Genomic DNA, 22385 nt, shown 5'->3' with positions numbered 1-22385 from the left:
GAATGGCTCTGACCTGCGCTTTCCTCAGCTTGCTCCGGTTCGGCGCGAATCGCCACAGGTAGGCGCAGATGGCGCGAAACCCGGTCTCCGGGCCGGTCGTCCGCCGGCCGGTGGGATCAGGGAAGGGGCCGGGCGATGTCGCGGGCGTGGTCGGTCACGGCGGCGCCGACCACGGTGGCGGTCAGCGGCAGCACCTCCAGGCAGCGACGCACCGCGGCGGCCATCAGCGGGTTCGGCACCCGCATGGAGAGCGTGCAGTGCGGCACCCAGCGCCCCGGCCGGTAGTGCTCCACCACGCCGACACCGGCCCGGGTCAGCCGTTCGTGCACCCCGGCGTGGTGGGCCAGCAGCTCCGACGTGGGCGCCGGCCCGAGCCAGAGCACCCGTCCGACGAACTGGCCGGCGTGCTGGAACTCCAGGCGCAGCGGCGCGGCCACCACCGTCCCGGCGAGCGCCGCGGCCACCCGTTCCGGGTCGAGGCGGGGCGCGACGGCCAGCGAGACGTGCGGGCGGTGCCGCTGCGCCAGCAGCGACCGCATGCTCGGCACCCCCTCGGACTCCAGCAGGTCCCACAACACCCGGATCCGCCGGGAGGCGTCGGTGTCCAGATACAGCTCCAGCGCCGCGACCACCCGACCACCCTAGGCGGCGAGGTTTGCCGCCCCCGCTGGGCGGTACTGCCCCGGGGACGACACGAGACGGTGGGGGAGTGAGGCGCACGTGGACGTGAACGACCTGCTGACCGAGGCGTACGGGCGACTGCCGGACCTGGTCGCCGGAGCACTCGACGGGCTCGACCCGGATCAGCTACGGCAGGCCCCGGCGGACGGGGCGAACCCGGTGGGCTGGCTCGTCTGGCACCTGACCCGGATCCAGGACCACCACGTCGCCGACCTGCTCGGCGAGCGGCAGCTCTGGGTCACCGGCGACTGGGCGGGCCGGTGCGGCCTGCGCCCCGATCCGGACGACACCGGCTACGGCCACGGGCCCGAGCAGATCGCCGCCGTGCGCCCGGAGAACGGTGACGTGCTGCTCGACTACCACCGGGCGGTGGTGGAGCGGAGCGTGGCGTACCTGCGCGGGCTGCGTCCGGCCGACCTGGACCGGGTGGTGGACGAGAACTGGGACCCGCCGGTCACGCTCGGCGTCCGGCTGGTGAGCGTGCTCGACGACGACCTCCAGCACGCCGGGCAGGCCGCCTACGTGCGCGGGCTCATCCGGCGGCGCTGACCACCGCCCGCGCCCGACCCAGTGCGGCCTGCCCGAGCAGGAAGCACGCCTGCGCCTCGGGGGAGGTGCCCGGCCCGGCGAAGTCCGGCGCGCCGCTGACGCCTGTCACCCGCCCGTACCGGTCCACCCGCCGGGCGGCGGCGGCCAGCAGCTCCGCGCCGGTGTCGAACCACGACGGCGGCAGCCACCCGTCGGCCACCCCGGTCAACGCCGCGTAGCCGAGCAGTTGGGCGGTGTTCGCCTCGCGGAACGTGCCGGGGTCGTCGAGCACGTCGGGAAAGAGGCCGTCGTCGGTGCGGTACCGCAGGCAGGCGGTCAGCACCTCCGCGGCGTGCCCGGCCAGCTCGGCGCGCGTCCCCGCCGGCCAGCCCGACGCCAGGCGCAGCGCCCGGGCGATCCCGGCCACCACCCAGCCGTTGCCGGTGCCCCACGGCTGCGGGCGGTCCAGCTCGCCCCGGTCGGCGTCCCAGCGGGCCGCGTAGAGGCCGGTACGCGTGTCGTGCAGCCGGCGCCGGTGCCCCGTCACCTGGGCGGCGGCCAGCTCCGTCCGGCCGGTCAGCGCGAGCAGCGGCACCACCATGTAGACCGTGTCGGCCCACACCTGGCGGCCGTCCAGCAGGTGGAACAGCGTGCCGTCGGCGTCCCGGGGGGCCCGGCGCGTCAGCCAGTCGAGCTGGGCGTCCAGCGCGGCGGCGTACCTCGGATCGCCGGTGCTGATCGCGGCGTGCCGGACCACCTCGCCGCAGGCGGCGCCGTTCACCGCGCCCACCGACCCGGCCAGCTCACCGAGCCGGCCGTCGGGCCGTTGCCGGGTCACCGCGGCGTCCGCGACGAGCGTCGCCGCGTCGAGGCGGCCCAGGTCGAGCAGCGCCTGCCCGGTGATCCCCTGCTCCCAGGACTCCCGCTGCATGGTCAGCAGCGCGAGCAGCACCCGGTCGGTGGTGGCATCAGCGGTCGTCGACATGAACGTTCCGTACCCGGTGCGCCGGCCCGTCTCACCCGGAGCGGGTGAGTTGGTCTCACCCGGGCGGCGGGAACGCTGCGCCCACGGGCGGAGCCGCACGTCGGGCACCCGCGAGGACGGACAAAGGAGGCAGCGATGACCACCTCGGCCGCGGAGCACCTGGCCCGGGGAGCGGCCGGCCGGCACCCCGAACTGCCGGAGACCACCTCCGGCACCGTCCGCCTCGACCTCCGGGACGGCGGCCGGACGGAACACTGGTATCTGACCATCGACCGGCAGGACGTCCGGGTGGCCCGCTCGGCCGAGGAGGCGGAGCTGATCGTCCACGCCGACCGGGAGGTGTTCGACCGGATCGCCGCGGGCCGCCTGCACGTCGCCGCGGCGCTCCTGAGCAACGCCATCACCGTGCACGGCAACCTGAGACTGCTGATGACGTTGCGCCGGATCTTCCCCGGCCCACCGGACGCCCGGCACCCCCGGGACGTGACCGGCTCCCTCCACCGGCCGGCGGCCCGATGAAGCAGGAACTGGTCTCCGTCCTCACCGGCAACGTGTTCGCCATGGGCGACGCGCAGGGCGACATGGAGGCCCACCCGTGCGCGCCGATCGGCCTGTTCTCCTTCGACACCCGGTTCCTGTGCCGCTGGGTGCTGACGGTCGACGGCGAGCGGCTGCACTCGCTCTCCCGGGACGACCTGACCTACTACGAGACCCGCTACGTGCTGGTACCCGGCGCCGCCAGCCACTACGTGGACGCGGACGTCTCGGTGATCCGTTACCGCTCGCTCGGGGAGACGTTCCACGAGCGGATCACGGTGCTGAACCACGCCGCCGAGCCGGCCGACTTCATCGTGCGGATGGAGATCGGCAGCGACTTCGCCGACACCGCCGAGATCCGCCATCCCGCGCCGCGCCGGCCGGTGGCCACCGCCGACCCGGAGCAGCGCGAGCTGCGGATCCGCTACCAGCGCGGACGGTTCACCCGGGAGACCCGCGTCTCCAGCACCGCGCCGGTCGAGGTCGACCAGCGGGGGATGACGTTCCGCATCCGGGTCGACCCGAACGGCGCGTGGCACACCGACCTGCACGTCCGGATGATCATCCAGGGCGCCGGGGAACGGGACCTGCGGGCCGACATCGAGGCGCACCGCAAGCGGGTCCGGCAGGGCATGCACGACGACCTGGCCCGTTGGCGCGACCAGGCGCCGCAACTCGTCGCCGAACGCCAACCCCTGGCCGCCGCGTACCGGCAGGCGCTGACCGACCTGGCCGCGCTGCGGTACACCCCCCTGGCGTACGCCGAGCGGGTGCCGGTCGGCGGGTTGCCCTGGGCGATGACGCTGTACGGGCGCGACGCGCTGATCACCTGCCTGGAGACGCTGCCGTTCACCCCCGAACTGACGCCGCCGACGCTGCGGATGCTCGCGCTGTTGCAGGGCGGTCAGCTCGACGACTACCACGACGAGGAGCCCGGCAAGATCCTCGGCGAGCTGCGGTACGGCGAGGCGGCCGCGTTCGACGAGGAGCCGACCGCGCTCTACTACGGGGCGGCCGACACCACGCCACTCTTCGTCGTCCTGCTCGACGAGTACGAACGCTGGAGCGGCGACGCGGACCTGGTCCGGCAACTGCGTCACCCGGCCCGGATGGCGCTGGACTGGCTGACCGAGTACGGCGACCCGTACGGCGACGGCTACCTGCGCTACCAGCCGCGCAACACGGTCAACGGGCTGGCCAACCAGACCTGGCGCAACTCGCCGGAGGCGATCGTCGACCGGCACGGCGTCGAGCCGCCGTTCCCGCGCGCCACCGCCGAACTCCAGGGGTACGCGTACGACGCGCGGATCCGGGGCGCCCGGTTGGCCCGGGAGTTCTGGGACGACCCGGAGTACGCCGAGCGGCTGGAGGCCGACGCGGCGCGGCTGCGGGAACGGTTCAACCGGGACTTCTGGCTCCCGCAGCGGGGCTACTACGCGCTGGCGCTCACCCCCGACGGGGAGCCGGTCGACGCGCTCACCTCCGCCCTCGGGCACCTGCTCTGGAGCGGCATCGTGGAACCCGGGCGGGCCGACTCGCTCGCCGCCCACCTGTGCGGGCCGGATCTCTTCTCCGGCTGGGGCGTGCGCACGTACGCCGAGGGGCAGCGGCCGTACAACCCGGTCGGCGCGCACCTCGGCGCGGTCTGGCCGTCGGACAACGCGCTCGTCGCGGCCGGTCTGCGCCGCTACGGGTACGACGCGGAGGCCGCCCAGATCGCCGCCGGCGTGCTCGGGGTGGCGGAGACGCTCGGCGGGTCGGTGCCGGAGGTGATCGCCGGCTACCCGCGCCGGGTCACCAAGTACCCGGTGCAGCTCCCGGCCGCCGGCCGACCGCAGTCGTGGGCCTCCGGCGGCCTGCTGATGCTGGTCGCGGTCATGCTGGGATTGCGTCCGTGCGGCGACAACCTGCTGGTGGACCCGGCCATCCCGGCCGGCTACGGCCGGATCGAGCTGCTCGACGTGCCGGGCCGGTGGGGGCGGACCGACTCGTACGGCCGGGAACGGGCCAGCCGCCGACGGCTGCGGGCCGGCACCCGGGAGGCGGCCTGACCCCGCTGTCAGCCGCCGCGGTCAGCCGGCGCCGTGGCTCGCCGGTGTCGTCGGCTCGGTGGCCGGGGACGGCGGGCCGCCCACCGGGGCCGCCGGTGCCGCACCCGCCCGGGCGAGCAGCCGGTCGACGCCCACGAACAGGAGGCCCAGCAGCCAGAACACCGCGGCGAACCCGAGCGCGCTGAGCCCGACGCCGTCGTAGCCGAGCTGCCCGGCGTCGAGGAACGGGTACGGGTAGCGGTGCACGACGAGCCCGCGCACCAGCGCGAACCCGAGGTACGCCAGCGGGAACACCAGCCACCAGGCGGCGTACCGGGGGCGCAGCCGGCCACGCCTGTCGAACAACGCCCAGTCGGCGACCGCGAGCAGCGGCACCACGGTGTGCAGGAGTTGGTTGCCCCACCACTCGCCCGGCTCGCGGTGCGGCTGGGCCATCGCGAACGGGCTCGCCGGATTGGCCAGCACCAGGTGGTAGACCGTGCCGGTGATGGTGATGTAGAGCGTCACCGCGCCCTTGAGCACGCTTGGCGGCTCCGGCCGGCCGCGCGCCGCGCACCAGGCGGCATAGCCGGCGAGGACGCCGACCGCCACGTTGCTCTGGATGGTGAAGTACGGCAGCAGGCCGGTCACCGTGGCCGGGCCGAGCGCGGTGAGCACGATGCCGGCCACCACACCGAGCACCACGGCCAGGCGGAGGAGGATCGCCGGTCGGCGACGCCGCGGGGTCACCGGGGCAAGTTACCAGCCGGTCGTCAACCGGCGCGCCGGCCGGTCGGGTCGGGCGCGGCGTCGTCCGGTGACCGGTCGGGGCCGGGGCCGCCAGGTGTCCGCGCGGCGTCGGAGCCGGGACCGCCCGGCGTCCGCGCGGTGTCGGCGGTGGGGCTGACCAGCGGTCCGGTGGTGGCGGGGGCGGTCGGTGGCCGTGCGGTGCCGGCCGGGGGGCCGGACGGGGCCGAGGTGGGAACGACACCGGTCGGTGGGCCGCCCGTCGGATGCTCCGGCCGCCCGCTCGGGTCACCCGGCGTCGGGGTGCCGGACCCGGTCGGCGCGCCGGTGCCGTCGAGCAGGGCGGCACAGTAGCCGACCACCCGGTCCGGGCCGCCGGCGGCGGCGACCAGCCCGGCGAAGGCCGGGGTGCCCAGCGCGCGCCGTCGCTCGGCCCCGGCGACCGCCTGGTACGCGGCGCAGAGCCCCGCCGGGGCGGACGGATCGGGGGCGCCGACGGTGGGACCGGGGATCGGACGGCTCGGGCGGCCCGGGGGCGTGGACGCGGCCGTGGGTCGGGTGCCGGTGCTGGTGGTGGTGTCGACGGGTGGCGCTTCGTCGCGGGTGGTGCCGGGCAGGTTGCCGGTCACCGCGGCCAGCGCGACACCACCGGTGAGCGACGCGGCCAGCGTGGCGACGGCGAGCTTGACGCCCAGCAACCCGGCGAACCGGCGGGCCGGCCGCCCGCCCGCGGCGGGACGACCCGCCGCCGGCCGTCGACCGGGGGCGCCGGCCGCCGGCCGCAGCTCCGGGACGCCGGCCGCCCGACCGATGGTCGGGATGCTCGCCCGGAACGCCGCGACGGCGGCGGCCTCGCCGTCGAGCTCGCCGACGTCGGGCCCCGCCCGGACGGCGTCGAGGAACCTGACGAGCGCGGGGGGAGCGGTCTGCGCACCGTCGGCGGAGCCGGCGAGCAGTCGCTCGACGGTTTCCTGGTCCAGGCGGGATGCGTCCATCTCGTGATCCTCAGCGCCGCCACCTGTGGGAGCGTCACACGTCGGACCCGGCGGACGGCGTGAGACCGGTCACCTCACCTGCGCCGCCGCCCCGCCTCGGGGACGGGGCGGGGGTCAGCCCATGGTCTTCGCGCCGTCGATCGACTCGCGGATGATGTCGGCGTGGCCGGCGTGCTGGGCGATCTCGGCGATCAGGTGCAGCAGCACCCGGCGGACCGTCCAGGCGGCGCCCGGCTCGAACCACGGCTCGTCGGGCAGCGGATGCGCGGCGTCCAGGTCGAGCGTGGTGACCAGCGCGTCCGTCGCGGCGGCCACCCGGTCGAACTCGGCGAGCAGCGCGACCAGGGTGTCGCCCTCGTCCATCCGGAACTGGCCGGCCCAGTCGACCGGCTCGCTCCGCATCGCCTCGGCGCCGCCCTCCGCGAAGCGCGCCCAGCTTCGCTCCGTGATCGCCACGTGCTTGACGAGCCCGCCGAGGCACAGCTCGCTGGCCGTGCTGCGGCGCGCGGCCTGCGCGTCGTCGAGCCCGGCCACGGTCTGGCGCAGGAAGCCGCGGTGCCGGCGCAGGGCGGCGAGCAGATCGGCCCGCTCGCCGGTGGGCACCCGGTCGGTGACAGCCATGCCGTTCGTCAGAGCCATGCCGTTCGTGAGAGCCATGCCGTTCGTCCCTTCGATCGTTCCCGGGTCACGGTACGACCCGGCACCGACAACTCCGGCGCTCCACACCGGAGCCTCCGGTTGCCGGTCCGTCCGGTTCGCGGTGAACTGAACGACATGGGTGTCATCAAGGTGGGCACGTCCTCGTGGGCCGATCAGATGCTGGTCCGTTCCGGCTGGTATCCGCGCGGTGCCAACACCCCCGCCGGCCGGCTGCGCTGGTATGCCGAGCACTTCGCTCTGGTCGAGGTGGACACCTCGTACTACGCCGTGCCGGCGCCGGAGACCACGACGGCGTGGGCGGACGCCACCCCGCCCGGCTTCACCTTCGACGTCAAGGCGTTCCGGCTCTTCACCGGCCACCACACGCCTGTCGACGCGCTGCCGAAGGACCTGCGGCCGAGCGGTGGACCGAGCCGGATCCGGTGGCGCGACCTGTCCGCCGGGGCGTACGACCAGCTCTGGGACCGGTTCCACGCGGCGCTGGCGCCGCTCGCGGCGGCCGACCGGCTCGGCGCGGTGCTGTTGCAGTTCCCGCCGTGGCTGGCCCGCGGCGACGCGGCCCGCCGGCGGATCCTGGCCGCCGCCGGGCGGTGCCGGCCCTTTCCGGTCACCGTCGAGCTGCGCCACTCCTCCTGGTTCACCGAGGACGCCGTGGTCGACACCGTGACGTTCCTGCGCGAGCACGGCCTCGGATACGGCTGTGTGGACATGCCGCAGGGGCACGTCTCCTCGGTGCCGCCGATCCTGGTCGCCACCACCGACCTGGCGGTGGTCCGGTTCCACGGGCACAGCGACGCCTGGTCCAGCGGCGACAAGCAGGAGCGGTTCCGCTACGCGTACGGCGAGTCGGAGCTGCGGCACTGGGCCGTGCTGCTGCGCGAGCTGGCCGACCAGTGCGCCGAGCTGCACGTGCTGACCAACAACTGCTGCGGCGACCAGGCCCAACGGGACGCCGCCCGGCTCGCCGAACTGCTCGGGGTGGTGCCCGCCGCCGTGCGTGCCTAGCGCCTGACCGGCCCGCGCCGTGGGACGGGCCCGGGTTTTCCCGGCCGCCGCACGGGTACCGGCCAGGGACGACAGCGAGGGGGCGAGCAGGTGGACGAACGGCGGGACGAGACGACCCCGGACGGCCGGGATCCCCGGGCGATCCGGGAGGCCGAGGAGGCGCACGGCGGCAGCATGGCCCCGGGCCTGGTGGACGACACCGGGCGACCGGTGACCGGGTCGCCGGTGCCGGACAACGAACCGTCCGCGCCCGGCGCGCCGGGGGAGGACGGCACCGGCTCCTGACCGGGCACCGCGCGGCCGGCGACCCACCCCGATGTGGGTCGCCGGCCGCGCGGTGGGCTCAGCGGCCGGACGCGACCAGATGGCGGCCGGCCGCGCCCACGGCGGCCATCTTGCCGAGGTTCTTCGGCGCGGACATCAGCCCACCGGCGCGGTCCAGCATGCCGCGGAACACCTGACCGGGCTTCTGCTGCTCGCTCATGTACGCGGTCATCACGACGAGCGCGCCGGTCAGCGCCGGCACCGCCCACTGGAGCAGCTTCATCTGCCGCTGACTGGCCGCGACGGTGGCCGGTGTGTGGTGGTTCGGTTCGGTGATCCCGTCGACGGGCGGCCCGCCCGCCTTCTCCAGCCGCATGCCGATCAGCCGGCTGTAGCCGGTCACCGCCAGCGCGCCGACGGTCAGCGCGGTCTTCACCGCGCTGGCCTTCCCCACCCCGGACTGCCGGGCCATCCGCGGGGTCTCGGTGACCAGTTCACCGACCGCGCCGGCCAGGTGGGCGCCGATCGCCGCCGCGTTCACCGGGGTCCACCGCGCCCAGCCGGCCGAGGCCACCGGCAGTCGCTGAGTCGTGTCGTCGATTCGTGCCGCCGCGCCGTTGACGCCGAGCGCCCCCATCAGTGAGCCGCCGAACCAGGCCGCCAGGCCCAGGTCGTGCATCGAGCGCAACGCGGTGTGCCGTTCGGACATCTGATCCCCCTCCGCCGTGTTCGGGCGGTGCGGCATACCCGTCCTCGGCCGGCTCACGCCCCCGGGATGCGTCCCGGCAGCGTGCCGGCGAACGCGGCCACCCGGGCGGCCAGCGGCGCCGCCGCGCGGACCCAGGTGAAGTGGTCCAGCGCGGCGCCCGCCTCGGCGACGGTGTAGCGGTGCCGGGTCACCGGCGCGCCGGTCAGCTTGTCGCAGAGGTGGTCCAGCGTCTCGTGCGGCGTGTACTGGTCGTCGTCGACGCTGACCGCGAGCACCGGCGTCCGGATCCGCCGCACGGCGGCCTCCGTGTCGACGCCGTCGAGCGTCGGGAACCGGCCGGTACGGGCGGTGTGCGCCCAGTCGCGGATCACGCCGCTCGCCTGCCGGCCGCCGAACCCCCAGCCGGGCCAGACCCCCAGCAGCCGGGCCGCCGCCGCGATGCCCTGGGTGTACGGCAGCACGCCCCAGCCGCGCCGTCCCGGGTATCGGCGCCACCACGGCAGGCCCACCGCCACCAGCGCCAGCCCGTCCACCCGGCCGGCGTCGTGCAGCGCCTGGTGCAGCACCGCCACCTGCCCGCCGAGGGAGTGCCCGAGCAGCACCCGGACGCGGCCGTCCAGCCGGGGCTTGAGCGCGTCCAGCACCGCGCCGACGTCGGTGGCCAGCTCGGCGTAGCCGTACCGGCAGGTGCGCGCCGGCGCCGGGGTGCTCTCCCCGGTGCCACGCAGGTCCGCCACGATCACCGCGAGCCCGGCGTCGCGCAGCGCGGCGGCGAACGGGCGGTAGTAGCGGGCCCGGACGCCCATCGCCGGCCAGATCACCACCACCGGCGCGCCGGGCGGCCCGGCCGGCTCCGGATAGACCTGGACGCCGATCCGGGCGCCGTCGACGTCCACGTACTCCTGCGCGTACTCGCCACTCACCGGCCCAGCCTAGCTACCGGCGGGTAGCAAGCGGTGGGTGGACCCGTCGCACCGACCCCGGCCGGTCAGCCCGGCAGCATCCCGGGGCCGAACACCTCGTAGGCGATCCGCCGGGCCGGCACGCCCCGGCGCAGCAGGTCACCCCGGACCAGGTTCATGAACGCGATCGGGCCGCACAGGTGGGCCGTGGCCCCGGCGGCGACCGGGATCCGGTCCGGCTCGACCAGGCCGGCGCGTACCTCCGCCTTCAGCGGGGGCAGTTCGGCGTCGGCGGTGTCCTCGTACCAGAGGTGGACCGCCAGGTTCGGCAGCCGCTCCTGCATCGCGGGCAGTTCGTGCCGCAGCGCGTGCGCGGCGGCGGCGCGGTCGGCGTGCACCAGGGTCACCTCGCGGCGGGGGTCCCGTTCGGCCAGGTGCGCCAGCGCCGCCATCGCCGGGGTGAGCCCGATGCCGGCGTTGACCAGCAGCAGCGGCCCGTCGTCACCGGTCGCGTCGACCTCGCCGAACGCCGGGCTCAACCGGAGCGTGTCGCCCACGGACACCCGGTCGTGCAGGTACCCGGAGACCAGGCCGTCCGGCGCGCCGGCCTGACCACGGACCCGCTTCACGGTGATCCGCCACTCGGCGGCGCCCGGTCGGCCGGAGAGGCTGTACTGCCGGATCTGTCGTCCCCGACCGTCGTCCAGGTCGACCGCGACCGAGACGTACCGGCCGGGCGTGAAGTCGGGGGCCGCGCCGCCGTCGGTTGGCGCGAGCGTGAACGAGACGACGTCGGCGGTCTCCCGGGCTCGGCCGGTCACCCGCCAGTCCCGCCACACCGGGCCGCCCTCCGGCACGCCCGCGCCGGCGTACAGTCGCGCCTCCCGGGCGATCAGTTCGCAGGCGAGCAGCCAGTAGACCTCGTCCCAGGCGGCGGCGACCGCGGGCGTGACGGCATCGCCGAGCACCTCGGCGACCGCGGCGAGCAGATGCCGGCCGACGATCGGGTACTGGGTGGCGGTGATGCCGAGCGAGGCGTGCTTGTGCGCGATCCGGTCCAGGACCGGCCCCCACGGCAGGCCGGCGGCGTCCCCGGTCAGGTGCCCGGCGTACGCGACCACCGCCGCGGCGAGCGCGGCCTTCTGCTGGCCGGTCGCCTGGTTGCCCCGGTTGAACAGGTCGAGCAGCTCCGGGTGGGCGTCGAACATCCGCCGGTAGAACCGGCCGGTGATCGCCTCGCCGTGGGCCCGGACGGCGGGCAGGGTCGCGGTCACCACGGCGGCGGAGGATTCCGAGAGCACGGCGTGTCTCCTTCTGGCGTCGAACGGGTCGACCACCACGAAACAGGAATCAAAGATTCCTCTTCAGGTCCAAGGTCCCGGAACGGGCGTGGCGCGGATCACCGTCGATCGGCCCGTGTCACGTACGGCGTCCAGTGACTAATGTCGAGGTGTGAGGCTCAACCGGTCGACCGACATGGCGCTGCGGATCGCCATGCTGACCGCGGCGTCCCCGGTACGGGCCACGGTGGACGAGTTGGCGACCCGGCTCGCCCTGCCCCGCAGCCACGTGGCCAAGGTGGTGCAGCGGCTGCAACGGCTCGGCGTCCTGGTCACCATCCGGGGCCGCTCCGGCGGGGTGGCCTTCGCCGAGCACGCCGGCGACGTGACAGTCGCTCAGGTGGTGCGCGCCTTCGAGGGCGACGACGAGGTGGTCAACTGCGCCGAACCGGCCTGTCCGCTGGTCACCGGCTGCCGGCTGCGCGGCGAGCTGCGCCGGGCCCAGGCCGCGTTCCTCGCCGTGCTCGACGGCGTACGCCTCGGCGACCTGGTCGACGGCCCGGCCGGCCCGCTCCTGCTCAGCCTCGGCGCCCGGCCGGCCATCCCCTGATGGGCGTCTCGCACCCGGTCTTCGCCCGGCTCTTCGCCCGGGCCAGCGTGGCGATGGACGCCGCCGGCGCAGCCGCGCACCGGGGTCGCCTGGTCGCCGGGTTGCCCGGCCGGGTGGTCGAGGTCGGCGCCGGCAACGGACGCAACCTGCCGCACTACCCGCCGACCGTGACCCGGGTGCTCGCGGTGGAGCCGGAACCCCGGCTGCGCGCCCTCGCCCGGGCCGCCGCGGCCACCGCCCCGGTCCCGGTGACGGTCGCCGCCGGCCTGGCCGAGGCGCTCCCGGTCGCCGACGGCGCCGCCGACGCGGTGGTGCTGTCGTTGGTGCTCTGCTCGGTGCCCGACCAGGCGGCGGCGCTGCGCGAGGCGCGCCGGGTGCTCCGGCCCGGCGGCGAGCTGCGCTTCTACGAGCACGTGGTCGCGTCGACACCGGGCCTGCGCCGGGCCCAGCGTCTCGCCGACGCGACGCTCTGGCCGCTGCTCTGCGCCGGCTGCCACACCGCCCGCGACACCGTCGGCGCGATCCGGGCCGCCGGCTTCACCGTGACCGGGCTGGACCGGTTCCGTTTCCCCGCCTCCGGGATCCCGGCGCCCGCCGCGCCGCACGTGCTCGGCACCGCGACCCGCGCCTGACCGTCCGCCTGCCCACGCGCGGGGACGCCGGCCGGTGACTACCGGCCGGCGTCCCCGGCGCACGCTGATCGGGTGGCGTCAGCTCACGCTGATCGTGCCGTCCGGGGCGCGGACGCAGGACACGGCGCGGGCGCCGGTCACCGCCGCTCCGCTCAGGCACCGGCCGAGCACCTGGTGGCCGGCGGCGCTCGGGTGCCACGACTCCTGGCAGGTCTGGAAGTAGGTGCCGCAGGCGTTCGCGATCCGCTGGATGTCCAGCTTGTCGTAGCCGGAGAGGCTGGTCACGAAGGTGCCGCTCGGGCCGTCCATCAGCCGGATCGGGGTGGCCAGCGCGTTGGCCGGGCTGCCCGCCGACTCGCAGAGCCGGGCGCCGTCGAACGCCCGCTGCACGTTCAGGTAGACCAGGTCGTCGGCCGGGAACTCGGCGGCCAGCGTGCCGCGCACGGAGCTGACCAGCGTGCCGAGCCCCTGGGAGAAGCGCTGGCCCGGGGCCAGGCTGGCGCGGTGGATGGGGCAGCCGGCCGCGTACCGCTCCGCGCCCAGCGCGCGGAACTTGTCCCGGGTGTCGTCCCGGCTGTCCTCGCTCCAGTAGCTCTGGTCCAGCTCGTACGGCAGCGGGTTGGTGTAGTCCTGGAACACCACCCGGTGCTGGCCGTCCGCGTCGACCTCGTCGAGCGTGGTGAGCAGTTGCCGCAGCGCCGCCGTGGTCTCCGCGGTGGCGGCCGAGAACTGCGCGGCGGTGCCCAGGTCGGCGTCGGTGCACGGCTTCTGCTCCACTGGCCCGCCCAGGTACGCCCAGAACTCCCACCAGCCCGTCCACGCGTCCGCGATGAACCGGTTGGCGCACTTCTCCGCCACGCTGCCGAACGTGAAGGAGCTGTTGTTCGAGCCGAGCCCGACGAGCACCAGGTCGATGTCGTGGGTCCGGGCCACCGAGCGGAGCTGGTCGAGCTGGGCGGCCACCTGCCGGCCCTTGGTCCGGCTGGCCGAGGCGTTGGCGATGTCGTACGGCTGCCCACCCGAGCAGGCCAGGTTGAACCGCGCGGCGATGCCCGGCAGCTCGGCCCGGAACAGCGAGGCGTTCGGTGAGCGGTGGCAGAAGTAGGCGTTGGCGTTCGCCGCCGACCATCCGGGGAAGCCCTGCGCGACGCCGTTGACGTCGACCACCGGGGAGTACCCGCCGGCGCCCTCGCCGCTGATGAAGCTGTCACCCAACGCCACCGCGGCGGTCGGCAGCGCCGCGGCGGCGGGCGCGGCGGGCGCCACGGCGGCCGGCAGCGCTGCCGTGGCGAGCGCCAGCGCCGCCACGAGCACGGAACGACGGAACACGGACATGCCCCACCTCACCCTCACACATAGAAACGTGAAAGATCCTCTGAGGTGGCGATCACATCACGGGCGTGTGACGGGCGTCAATGCCCGGACGCGTGGTCACGACCGGTGTTAACAATCCGCCCGCGAGCGACCGGGAAGACGAGCGGCGGCCCGGTCGTTGTCGGGCACGGACGCCGTCCCGCCCGTCGTCGGACAGCGCCGCCGGGGGTGGCCCGCGGGTCGACCCGGCAACACCGCACCCGGGTGCATCGGACCTGTCGGAGCGCCGGGCTAGGCTCGCTGCGGCGCGCCGCGCCCGGCGATCGCCGTGGGGACCGCTCACGGTGAACGGCACCACACCGCCGAGACCTGGGAGTACGACCAGTTGACCGCACAGCCTGAGATGCTCTACGGGGCCGACGACCTGACCCACCTGGAGGGCCTCGACGCCGTCCGCAAGCGCCCCGGCATGTACATCGGCTCCACCGACAGCCGTGGTGTGGGTCACCTCGTCAACGAGATCCTCGACAACTCCACCGACGAGGGTGTCGCGGGTCACGCCACCGCCGTCGACGTGATCCTGCACGCCGACGGCTCGGTCCAGGTCGACGACGACGGCCGCGGCATCCCCACCGACGTGCACGCCAAGTCCGGCATCTCCGGCGTCGAGCTGGTGCTCACCCGGCTGCACGCCGGAGGCAAGTTCGGCGGCTCCGGCTACAAGACCTCCGGCGGCCTGCACGGCGTCGGCGCCTCCGCCGTCAACGCGCTCTCCCGCCGCTTCGACGTCACGGTCCGCCGCGCCGGCAAGGTGCACGCCATGTCGTTCCGCCACGGCGTACCCGGGATCTTCGACGGCGACGGCCCGGACGCGCCGTTCACCCCCGGTCCCGGTCTCCAGGTCGTCGGCGCCGTGAAGCGTGGCCAGCGCACCGGCACCTCGATCCGCTGGTGGCACGACCCGCGGTACTTCGAGACCGGCGCCACGCTCGACACCGAGGCGGTCCGGCTCAAGCTGCGCAACACCGCCTTCCTGGTCCCCGGGGTGGCCTACCGGCTGCGCGACGAGACCGGCGAGCAGGCCGTCGAGGAGCGCTTCCACTTCCCCGACGGCCTGACCGACATGGTGGAGTTCCTCGCCCCGGCCGGTGACCGCCCGGTCTCCGGCACGCTGCTTGTCACCGGCGAGGGCACCTACCGCGAGAACGCCGCCGACGCCAACGGCGTCATGCAGTCCAACGTGCAGCGTCGCGCCGAGGTCGAGATCGCGTTCCGCTGGGGCACCGGCTACGACCGCACCGTCGAGTGCTTCACCAACACCATCCGCAACGCCCACGGCGGTACCCACCGCAAGGGCTTCGAGCGCGCGCTGGCCCGCACCCTCGCCGAGGCCGCCCGCACCACCCGGGGCCTGCTCAAGCCCAAGGAGGACGCGCCCACCCTGGACGACGTCCTGGAGGGCATGACCGCGGTGGTGCACGTGCGGATCCCGGAGCCGCAGTTCACCTCGCAGACCAAGGACGAGCTCTCCACCGCCGGCATCACCAAGGTGCTCCAGGGCCTGGTCGAGGCGCACCTCAAGAGCTGGCTGGACGACCGCCGCACCAAGGCCGAGGCCCGCACGGTGCTCCAGAAGATCGTCGACGCGGCCCGGGTCCGGCTCACCCAGAAGCAGCAGAAGGACGCGGCCCGTCGCAAGACCGCGCTGGAGGGCGCGGCCATGCCGGCCAAGCTGGTCGACTGCCGCGCCGGAGGCATCGACAGAAGTGAGTTGTTCATCGTGGAGGGGGACAGCGCCCTCGGCACGGGGCGCCTGGCCCGATCCGCCGAGTACCAGGCGCTGCTGCCGATCCGGGGCAAGATCCTCAACGTGCAGAAGGCCAACCTCCAGCAGGTGCTGGACAATGCCGAGTGCGCGGCGATCGTGCAGGTGCTGGGCGCCGGCTCCGGGCGGACGTTCGACCTGTCCACGCTGCGCTACGGCCGCGTGCTGATCATGGCGGACGCGGACGTCGACGGCGCGCACATCCGGACGCTGCTGATCACGCTCTTCGCCCGCTACATGCGACCGCTGATCGAGGCCGGCCGGCTCTACGCCGCGATGCCGCCCCTGCACAAGATCACCACCAGGGGGCGTAACCCGCAGACCGTCTACACCTACACCCAGGCCGAGATGGAGGCGACGGTCCGCAAGCTGGAGAAGGCCGGCAAGCAGATCGTCACCCCGATCCCGCGCTTCAAGGGCCTCGGTGAGATGGACGCCGACGAGCTGTGGGAGACCACCATGAACCCGGCCACCCGGGCGGTCCGCCGGATCACGCTCGACGACGTCGACGCCGCCGAGCGGATCCTCGAACTGCTCATGGGGGAGAAGGTCGAGCCCCGCCGCAACTGGCTCATCGACTCCGCCGACCGCGTCGACCGCGACGCCATCGACGCCTGACCACCGCGTTCGTTTCGGAAGGAAGCTGCACCATGGCACGCCGCAAGGACGACCGCGCGAAGGCCGATCTCTCCGCCTTCGACCAGGCCGGCGCCCGGGTCTTCGACAACCCGCTGGTCACCGAGGTTTCCGACTCCTACCTGGAGTACGCGTTCTCGGTCATCCACTCCCGCGCCCTGCCGGACGCCCGGGACGGGCTCAAGCCCGTCCACCGGCGCATCCTGTGGTCGATGCACGAGTCGGGGTTTCGGCCGGACCGGTCACACGTCAAGTCGGCCCGCGTGGTCGGCGACGTGATGGGCCGCTACCACCCGCACGGCGACACCGCGATCTACGACGCGATGGTCCGACTCGCGCAGGACTTCTCGCTCAACGTCCCACTCATCGACGGGCACGGCAACTTCGGCAGCCCGGACGACGGCCCGGCCGCGGCGCGCTACACCGAGGCCCGGATGTCGCGGGAGGCCATGCTGCTCGTCGGCGAGCTGGGTGAGGACACCGTCGACGTCGAGCCCAACTACGACGGCTCGCTGACCCAGCCCACCGTGCTGCCGGCCGCCTTCCCGAACCTGCTGGTCAACGGCGCGTCCGGGATCGCGGTCGGGATGGCGACCAACATGATCCCGCACAACCTCGGCGAGGTGGTCCAGGCCGCCCGCTGGTTGATCAACCACCCGGACGCGACGCTCGACAAGCTCATGGAGTTCGTGCCCGGCCCCGACCTGCCCACCGGCGGGCTGCTGCTCGGCCTGGACGAGGTGCGCCGGGCGTACGAGACCGGGCGCGGCGTGGTGCGGATGCGTGGCCGGGTGGAGATCGGCCCGCTGGAGGGCAGCCGGGGCCGGCAGGCCATCACCGTCACCGAGCTGCCGTACGGCGTCGGCGCCGAGAAGGTCATCGCGGCCATCACCAACGAGGTCAACAAGACCAAGCGGCTGACCGGCATCGCCGACGTCAAGGACCTCACCGACCGGGAGAACGGCACCCGCCTGGTGGTCGAGTGCAAGGTCGGGGTCAACCCGCAGGCGCTGCTGGCCGACCTCTACCGGCTGACCCCGCTGGAGCAGTCCTTCGGCGTGAACAACCTGGTGCTGGTGGACGGCCAGCCGCGTACGCTCGGGCTCAAGGAGCTGCTGGAGGTGTTCCTGGCCCACCGCTACGAGGTGGTGACCCGGCGCACCGCGTACCGCAAGCGCAAGCGGGAGGAACGGCTGCACCTGGTCGACGGCCTGCTGATCGCGCTGCTCGACATCGACAAGGTCGTGAAGCTGATCCGGGCCAGCGAGGACGCCCAGGCCGCCAAGGACGGCCTGATGCAGAAGTTCAAGCTCTCCGAGATCCAGGCCGGCTACATCCTGGACACCCCGCTGCGTCGGCTGACGAGGTACGACCGGCTGGAGCTGGAGGCCGAGCAGGAGAAGCTGCGCGGGGAGATCGCCGAGCTGTCGACGATCCTGGACGATGAGAAGGTGCTGCGGAAGCTGGTCTCCGACGAGCTGGCCGCGGTGGTGAAGCAGTTCGGCGTGCCGCGGCGCACCACGCTCGTCGACGGCGACCTGAAGGAGGTCCTGGCCGCCTCGGTGCCGGCCGGCCCGCTGGAGGTCGCCGACGACCCGTGTCAGGTGATCCTCTCCGCGACCGGGCTGGTCGCCCGCACCGCGGCCGAGTCGGAGGAGGCGGCCGAGGCGCGTCGCCGCAGCGGCCGGGTCAAGCACGACGCGGTACGCGCCGTGGTGCACTCCACCGCCCGGGGGCGGGTGCTGCTGGTCACCAGCGCCGGCCGGGCGTTCAAGATCGACGTCCTGCCGTTGCCGGTGCTGCCGGAGCAGTCCGGCACGGTGTCGCTGCGCGGCGGCATGTCGGCCGCCGAGCTGGTGCCGTTGGCGCCGGGGGAGACCGTGGTCGGGCTGGCGCCGCTGGGCCCGTCCGCCGAGGGGTCGCCCGGTCTGGCGCTGGGCACCCGGCAGGGTGTGGTGAAGGTGTGCGCGCCCGACTGGCCGGTCCGCTCGGACGAGTTCGAGGTGATCTCGTTGCGGGAGGGCGACGAGGTGGTCGGCGCGTCCTGGCTGACCGACGGCACCGAGGCGTTGGCGTTCGTCTCCTCGGAGGCGTCGCTGCTGCGCTTCCCGGCGTCCCTGGTCCGTCCGCAGGGCGTCAAGGGCGGCGGGATGGCCGGCATCAACCTCCCGGCGGGGGCGCGGGTGGTCTTCTTCGGCGCGGTCCGCACCGACGACCCGCGGCACGGCGAGCCGATGGTGGTCACCTCGACCGGCGCCACGGTCAAGGTGACGCCGATGACGGCGTACCCGGCGAAGGGACGGGCGACCGGCGGCGTGCGCGCGCAGCGGCTCCTCAAGGGCGAGGTGGAGCTGTCGGTGGCCTGGATCGGCCCGCGGCCGGTGGGCGCGACGGCCAACGGTGACCCGGTGGACCTGCCCCCGGCGGATCCGCGCCGTGACGGTTCCGGCTTCGCCGTGATGCTGGGCCCCACCGTCATCGGCCACCACATCGACCGCGACTGACCCCACCCCCCACCTCCCACCCCCACCCACCCCCCACCCCCTCACGTTGATCAAGGAGTTTGCGTCTGTTCCGGCGCACCGGCAGACGCAAACTCCTTGATCAACGCTCAGTCGACGGGTGCGGGTGGGGGGAGTGGTCGGGGTCGGGGTTGGGGGTGGTGTTGCGGAGGCGGGCGATCAGGCGCATGCCGTGGTAGATCGCCAGGGCGGCGGCGGTGCCCAGCGCGATGCCGTTGAAGGACAGGTCACCGACGGTCAGCGTGTAGTTGGCGGCGCCGACGATCACCGCGACCGCGGCGGTGAACAGGTTGACCGGGTCGTGGAAGTCGACCCGGTTCTCGATCCAGATGCGGGCGCCGAGCACCGCGATCAGGCCGTACAACGCGGTGGTGGCGCCGCCGAGCACACCGGCCGGCACGGTGAGGATCAGCGCGCCGAACTTCGGGCAGAGCCCGAGCAGGATCGCCGTGCCGCCGGCCACCCAGTACGCGGCGGTGGAGTAGACGCGGGTCGCGGCCATGACGCCGATGTTCTCCGCGTACGTGGTGGTGCCGGAACCGCCGCCGGAGCCGGCCAGCACGGTGGCGACGCCGTCGCCGAGGAACGCGCGGCCCATCTGCCGGTCGAGGTTGCGGCCGGTCATCGCCGCGACCGCCTTGACGTGCCCGGCGTTCTCCGCGATCAGCACCAGGATGACCGGGATGACCAGCACGACGGCGCGCAGGCTGAAGCTGGGCGTGTGGAACTCCGGCAACCCCACCCAGGCGGCCTGCCGCAGCCCGGTGACCGCCTGCTGGTCGAGTTGGCCGGTCAGCGCCGCGACCAGCCAGCCGACCACCACGCCGAGCAGGATCGACAGCCGGGCCAGGAAACCGCGGAACAGCACGGTGGTGACCAGGATGGCCAGCAGCGTGACCACGGCGATCAGCGGTTGCGCCTTGACGCCGGTGCCGGCGCCGCCGCCGTCCCAGGCGACCGGCGCGAGGTTGAGCCCGATCAGCGCGACGATCGCGCCGGTGACCACCGGCGGCATCAGGGCGTCGATCCACCGGGCGCCGGCCACGTGCACCACGACGCCGACCAGCGCCAGCGCGGCGCCCGCGACCACGATGCCGCCGAGAGCCGCGCCGATGCCGCCGTCGGTCTTGGCGGCGATCACCGGGGCGATGAACGCGAACGACGAACCGAGGTACGACGGCAGCCGGTTACCGGTGATCAGCAGGAACAGCAGCGTACCCAGGCCGGAGAAGAACAGCGTGGTGGCCGGCGGGAAGCCGGTGATCAGCGGCACGGTGAAGGTGGCGCCGAACATGGCGACCACGTGCTGCACGCCCACCCCGACGGTGCGCGGCCAGGAGAGCCGTTCGTCGGGATGGACCACGTCGCCGGGGCGTACCGACCGGCCGTCGCCGTGCACGGCCCACGTGGGGAACTGGGTCATCGCCTCGCCCTTTGTCTCGGGTGACGGGGGCGTGATCGACCCTGGGAGTTGTTTCTAGCACGGGGCCGGGTCAGGCCACCCCGGCGGGGCGGAACTGGACGCTGACCCGGGGCCCGACCGGGCGGGTGGTCTTCGGCACGGCGTGTTCCCAGGTGCGTTGGCAGGAGCCGCCCATCACCACCAGGTCGCCGTGGCCGAGCGGAAAGCGCAGGCCGGGGCCGCCCCCGCCGCGCGGGCGCAGCAGCAGCGGGCGGGGCGAGCCGAACGAGACGATCGCCACCATGGTGTCGGTGTGCGCGGAGCGGCCCTTGGTGTCGCCGTGCCAGGCGACGCTGTCCCGGCCGTCGCGGTAGAGGCACAGGCCGGCGGTGACGAACGGTTCCCCCAGCTCGGGCGCGTAGTGCCGGGTGAGCGCGTCGCGGGCGGCGGTGAGCACCGGGTGCGGCAGCGGTCGACCGGCGGCGTACCAGCAGAGCAGGCGCGGCACGTCGACCTCGGCGTCGTACATGGTGCGGCGCTCGGCCCGCCACGGCACGTCGTGCCGGAGCGTGTCGAGCACCGCGTCGGAGCCCCGCACCCAGCCGGGCAGGTGGTCGACCCAGGCGCCCCGGCTCAGCTCGTGCCGGGTCCGCCCGGCGAGCGGGCCGAGGGTCGGCCCGTGCTCGGCCAGGTCGAGCATCGAGGGCTGGTACGCGACGTCGGACACGCAGGCGATCGTACCCCGGCGGTCGAACAGGCGTACGACGGATCAGCGTCGCAGCATCCGGCGGACCGGGTCCGGGACGGCCTGCTTGATCCGCTCGCGCAGCCCCTGCGCGCGCAGCGTGCGCACGGTGTCGGCGAGCCGGCGGTTCTCGTCGTGGAGCCGCTGGATGCGGATCAGCAGCTCGGCCGGTCCGCTGGCGGCGGCCGGGCGGACCGCGGGCGGGAACTCGGTCTCCGCGACCCGCCTGTCGAACGCCGCGGCGCTGTCGCCGTCGGCGAACGAGGTGCCCAGGTCGTGCTTGGCCAGGAACGCGGTGATGGTGTCGAAGCGGGCCTTGTGGCCCTCGGTCAGCGCGGTGTAGTCGGCCTCGGCGTAGAGGTCGGCGGCGTCGACGTCGGCCGGCACGTCCCGCATGATCCGGTGCGGGATGCCGAAGTAGCGGGCCAGCTCCAGGGTCCGCGAGTCGTGCGCGAACAGGTAGCCGGGCGTGCCGGCGATCAACGCCGTGATGGTGCCGTGGATGCGGGTGCCGAAGTTGAAGTCGAAGCCGGACAGGTGCGCCATCCAGGTCCACGGGTCGACGAACATCCGCACCTTGTCCTCGACGAAGAGCGGGTGCGAGGTGTGCAGCGGCATCTCGCTGTGCTTGCCCCGGTGCTCGGGCGCGTCGCCGTAGAGCAGCGTGCCGAGCGTGCGCAGGTCCTGCGGCACGTAGCACAGGTTCGGGTAGCGCTCCCGGTGGTGGCGGACGACCGGGGCCATCGACGAGACGTACGGGGAGATGGTCAGCGCGATCCGGGCGTCGGTGGTCAGCTCCGGCCGGGTCTTCGCCAGCGTGAACGTGTCCCCGTGCAGGAACATCGACGGGCAGCCGATCTGCTCCACCGCGGAGAAACCGAGCGTACGCAGGTAGCTCTCGGTGATCTCGCCGCGCACCCCGATGCTGTGCGACCGGTCGAGCACCGCCCGGCAGAACGCGCTCACCGGCTCGTCGATCTGGCGGAGGTACTCCCGGTCGCCGTCGACGTTCGTCTGCACGCCGACGCCGAGGACCACCACCGGGATCTTCAGCCGCTCGATCAGCCGGGTCATCGGTTCGAGGCGGTTGATGAAGCTGCGCCGGAACGCGTTGGCCAGCGGAATGACGAAGACGTCGTACCGTTCGTTGATCTCGTCGGCGTCGCGCGGGTCGGCGAGCTTCCGGGTCGACGTGACCTCCGCCGTGGAGGTGGCCAGCAGCTTGTTCGCGGCGTGGCTGAAGACCAGGTTGCCGGTGTTGTCGCTGATCCAGTTGCCGGCGAAGGTCTCCTCGGGCGTCAGGACGTCGAACGGGCCCTTGCGGGCGCGGAGGAGGATCCGCTGGTGCATCCGGTTGCTCACCTTCCGTACGGGCC

At 74.1% G+C, this 22385-nt stretch carries 21 protein-coding genes; 9 read left to right on the top strand and 12 right to left on the bottom strand.

What is annotated here, in order from left to right; genetic code table 11:
• Positions 1–116: 116 nt before the first annotated feature.
• Positions 117–632, bottom strand: coding sequence for a 2'-5' RNA ligase family protein (locus tag TPA0908_RS03960; protein ID WP_281934757.1), 516 nt, complete (start codon positions 630–632; stop codon positions 117–119).
• An 88-nt stretch (positions 633–720) separates the two neighbouring features.
• Between TPA0908_RS03960 and TPA0908_RS03955 the strand changes: the two genes are divergently transcribed.
• A complete protein-coding gene (locus TPA0908_RS03955) occupies positions 721–1230 on the top strand; it encodes a mycothiol transferase (RefSeq protein WP_281934755.1) in 510 nt (169 codons plus the stop codon).
• Here TPA0908_RS03955 and TPA0908_RS03950 read toward each other — a convergent pair.
• Entirely contained in the window at positions 1214–2194 is a 981-nt protein-coding gene (locus TPA0908_RS03950) for a glycoside hydrolase family 88 protein (RefSeq protein WP_281934753.1), read from the bottom strand. The two genes, TPA0908_RS03955 and TPA0908_RS03950, sit on opposite strands and share 17 nt — an antisense overlap.
• 135 nt (positions 2195–2329) lie before the next feature.
• Here TPA0908_RS03950 and TPA0908_RS03945 point away from each other — a divergent pair, with 135 nt between their 5' ends.
• Both TPA0908_RS03945 and TPA0908_RS03940 read left to right on the top strand, forming a co-directional pair.
• Positions 2330–2713 carry an SCP2 sterol-binding domain-containing protein gene (locus tag TPA0908_RS03945; RefSeq protein WP_281934751.1) on the top strand — a complete coding sequence of 128 codons (384 nt, stop codon included), beginning with the start codon at positions 2330–2332 and terminating at the stop codon, positions 2711–2713.
• Positions 2710–4782 (top strand): amylo-alpha-1,6-glucosidase, encoded by a 2073-nt coding sequence (locus tag TPA0908_RS03940; RefSeq protein ID WP_281934749.1) that lies wholly within the window; start codon positions 2710–2712, stop codon positions 4780–4782. The genes TPA0908_RS03945 and TPA0908_RS03940 overlap by 4 nt, the downstream gene beginning before the upstream one ends.
• Positions 4783–4803: 21 nt before the next feature.
• On the opposite strand, the gene TPA0908_RS03935 is transcribed toward TPA0908_RS03940, so the two are convergent.
• The 3 genes from TPA0908_RS03935 to TPA0908_RS03925 all read right to left on the bottom strand — a co-directional run bounded on the left by TPA0908_RS03935 (position 4804) and on the right by TPA0908_RS03925 (position 7160).
• Positions 4804–5511, bottom strand: a complete 708-nt coding sequence (locus tag TPA0908_RS03935) for a Pr6Pr family membrane protein (protein WP_281934748.1) — start codon at positions 5509–5511, stop codon at positions 4804–4806.
• Positions 5512–5534: 23 nt separating this feature from the next.
• The gene (locus tag TPA0908_RS03930) at positions 5535–6503 is read right to left on the bottom strand and encodes a hypothetical protein (RefSeq protein ID WP_281934746.1); all 969 of its coding nucleotides are present in this window, start codon (positions 6501–6503) and stop codon (positions 5535–5537) included.
• 114 nt (positions 6504–6617) lie between these two features.
• Entirely contained in the window at positions 6618–7160 is a 543-nt protein-coding gene (locus TPA0908_RS03925; protein WP_281934744.1) for a DinB family protein, read from the bottom strand.
• A gap of 117 nt (positions 7161–7277) precedes the next feature.
• Here TPA0908_RS03925 and TPA0908_RS03920 point away from each other — a divergent pair, with 117 nt between their 5' ends.
• Entirely contained in the window at positions 7278–8168 is an 891-nt protein-coding gene (locus TPA0908_RS03920) for a DUF72 domain-containing protein (protein ID WP_281934742.1), read from the top strand.
• 90 nt (positions 8169–8258) lie between these two features.
• Positions 8259–8453, top strand: a complete 195-nt coding sequence (locus TPA0908_RS03915; protein ID WP_281934740.1) for a GTPase activator — start codon at positions 8259–8261, stop codon at positions 8451–8453.
• Positions 8454–8511: 58 nt separating this feature from the next.
• On the opposite strand, the gene TPA0908_RS03910 is transcribed toward TPA0908_RS03915, so the two are convergent.
• The 3 genes from TPA0908_RS03910 to TPA0908_RS03900 form a co-directional block, all read right to left on the bottom strand.
• Positions 8512–9141, bottom strand: coding sequence for a hypothetical protein (locus TPA0908_RS03910; protein WP_281934738.1), 630 nt, complete (start codon positions 9139–9141; stop codon positions 8512–8514).
• Between the two features lie 53 nt (positions 9142–9194).
• Positions 9195–10064 (bottom strand): alpha/beta hydrolase family protein, encoded by an 870-nt coding sequence (locus tag TPA0908_RS03905; RefSeq protein WP_281934737.1) that lies wholly within the window; start codon positions 10062–10064, stop codon positions 9195–9197.
• A 65-nt stretch (positions 10065–10129) separates the two neighbouring features.
• Positions 10130–11344 (bottom strand): globin domain-containing protein, encoded by a 1215-nt coding sequence (locus tag TPA0908_RS03900; RefSeq protein WP_281934736.1) that lies wholly within the window; start codon positions 11342–11344, stop codon positions 10130–10132.
• Positions 11345–11495: 151 nt separating this feature from the next.
• Between TPA0908_RS03900 and TPA0908_RS03895 the strand changes: the two genes are divergently transcribed.
• Together TPA0908_RS03895 and TPA0908_RS03890 are read left to right on the top strand one after the other, a co-directional pair.
• Positions 11496–11933 carry an RrF2 family transcriptional regulator gene (locus TPA0908_RS03895; protein ID WP_281934734.1) on the top strand — a complete coding sequence of 146 codons (438 nt, stop codon included), beginning with the start codon at positions 11496–11498 and terminating at the stop codon, positions 11931–11933.
• Positions 11933–12565 carry a class I SAM-dependent methyltransferase gene (locus TPA0908_RS03890; RefSeq protein ID WP_281934732.1) on the top strand — a complete coding sequence of 211 codons (633 nt, stop codon included), beginning with the start codon at positions 11933–11935 and terminating at the stop codon, positions 12563–12565. The genes TPA0908_RS03895 and TPA0908_RS03890 overlap by 1 nt, the downstream gene beginning before the upstream one ends.
• A gap of 78 nt (positions 12566–12643) precedes the next feature.
• On the opposite strand, the gene TPA0908_RS03885 is transcribed toward TPA0908_RS03890, so the two are convergent.
• Positions 12644–13900 (bottom strand): SGNH/GDSL hydrolase family protein, encoded by a 1257-nt coding sequence (locus tag TPA0908_RS03885; RefSeq protein ID WP_281934730.1) that lies wholly within the window; start codon positions 13898–13900, stop codon positions 12644–12646.
• Between the two features lie 382 nt (positions 13901–14282).
• Here TPA0908_RS03885 and TPA0908_RS03880 point away from each other — a divergent pair, with 382 nt between their 5' ends.
• Positions 14283–16322, top strand: a complete 2040-nt coding sequence (locus tag TPA0908_RS03880; RefSeq protein WP_281936231.1) for a DNA gyrase/topoisomerase IV subunit B — start codon at positions 14283–14285, stop codon at positions 16320–16322.
• A gap of 32 nt (positions 16323–16354) precedes the next feature.
• Positions 16355–18844: a DNA gyrase/topoisomerase IV subunit A gene (locus TPA0908_RS03875; RefSeq protein ID WP_281934729.1), complete on the top strand. Its 2490-nt coding sequence runs from the start codon at positions 16355–16357 to the stop codon at positions 18842–18844.
• A 100-nt stretch (positions 18845–18944) separates the two neighbouring features.
• Here TPA0908_RS03875 and TPA0908_RS03870 read toward each other — a convergent pair whose 3' ends face one another.
• The 3 genes from TPA0908_RS03870 to TPA0908_RS03860 form a co-directional block, all read right to left on the bottom strand.
• Positions 18945–20285: a uracil-xanthine permease family protein gene (locus tag TPA0908_RS03870; RefSeq protein ID WP_281934728.1), complete on the bottom strand. Its 1341-nt coding sequence runs from the start codon at positions 20283–20285 to the stop codon at positions 18945–18947.
• Positions 20286–20355: 70 nt separating this feature from the next.
• The gene (locus tag TPA0908_RS03865; protein WP_281934727.1) at positions 20356–20991 is read right to left on the bottom strand and encodes an alpha-ketoglutarate-dependent dioxygenase AlkB; all 636 of its coding nucleotides are present in this window, start codon (positions 20989–20991) and stop codon (positions 20356–20358) included.
• A gap of 42 nt (positions 20992–21033) precedes the next feature.
• Complete coding sequence (locus TPA0908_RS03860; protein ID WP_281934725.1) at positions 21034–22359, bottom strand: polysaccharide pyruvyl transferase family protein; 1326 nt, start codon at positions 22357–22359, stop codon at positions 21034–21036.
• Between the last annotated feature and the right edge of the window lie 26 nt (positions 22360–22385).

Source organism: Micromonospora sp. AKA38 (assembly GCF_027925725.1).
GTDB lineage: Bacteria > Actinomycetota > Actinomycetes > Mycobacteriales > Micromonosporaceae > Micromonospora.
Note: the sequence above shows the minus strand (reverse complement) of the source record. Positions and strands in the feature narration are given on the sequence as shown.

What these genes read in the sequence shown, in the direction of transcription:
- TPA0908_RS03910 (WP_281934738.1), bottom strand. Translation starts at nt 9,141, where the DNA reads ATGTCCGAACGGCACACCGCGTTGCGCTCGATGCACGACCTGGGCCTG.
- TPA0908_RS03945 (WP_281934751.1), top strand. Translation starts at nt 2,330, where the DNA reads ATGACCACCTCGGCCGCGGAGCACCTGGCCCGGGGAGCGGCCGGCCGG.
- TPA0908_RS03925 (WP_281934744.1), bottom strand. Translation starts at nt 7,160, where the DNA reads ATGGCTCTCACGAACGGCATGGCTCTGACGAACGGCATGGCTGTCACC.
- TPA0908_RS03890 (WP_281934732.1), top strand. Translation starts at nt 11,933, where the DNA reads ATGGGCGTCTCGCACCCGGTCTTCGCCCGGCTCTTCGCCCGGGCCAGC.
- TPA0908_RS03950 (WP_281934753.1), bottom strand. Translation starts at nt 2,194, where the DNA reads ATGTCGACGACCGCTGATGCCACCACCGACCGGGTGCTGCTCGCGCTG.
- TPA0908_RS03880 (WP_281936231.1), top strand. Translation starts at nt 14,283, where the DNA reads ATGCTCTACGGGGCCGACGACCTGACCCACCTGGAGGGCCTCGACGCC.
- TPA0908_RS03920 (WP_281934742.1), top strand. Translation starts at nt 7,278, where the DNA reads ATGGGTGTCATCAAGGTGGGCACGTCCTCGTGGGCCGATCAGATGCTG.
- TPA0908_RS03870 (WP_281934728.1), bottom strand. Translation starts at nt 20,285, where the DNA reads ATGACCCAGTTCCCCACGTGGGCCGTGCACGGCGACGGCCGGTCGGTA.
- TPA0908_RS03940 (WP_281934749.1), top strand. Translation starts at nt 2,710, where the DNA reads ATGAAGCAGGAACTGGTCTCCGTCCTCACCGGCAACGTGTTCGCCATG.
- TPA0908_RS03875 (WP_281934729.1), top strand. Translation starts at nt 16,355, where the DNA reads ATGGCACGCCGCAAGGACGACCGCGCGAAGGCCGATCTCTCCGCCTTC.
- TPA0908_RS03930 (WP_281934746.1), bottom strand. Translation starts at nt 6,503, where the DNA reads ATGGACGCATCCCGCCTGGACCAGGAAACCGTCGAGCGACTGCTCGCC.
- TPA0908_RS03860 (WP_281934725.1), bottom strand. Translation starts at nt 22,359, where the DNA reads ATGCACCAGCGGATCCTCCTCCGCGCCCGCAAGGGCCCGTTCGACGTC.
- TPA0908_RS03885 (WP_281934730.1), bottom strand. Translation starts at nt 13,900, where the DNA reads ATGTCCGTGTTCCGTCGTTCCGTGCTCGTGGCGGCGCTGGCGCTCGCC.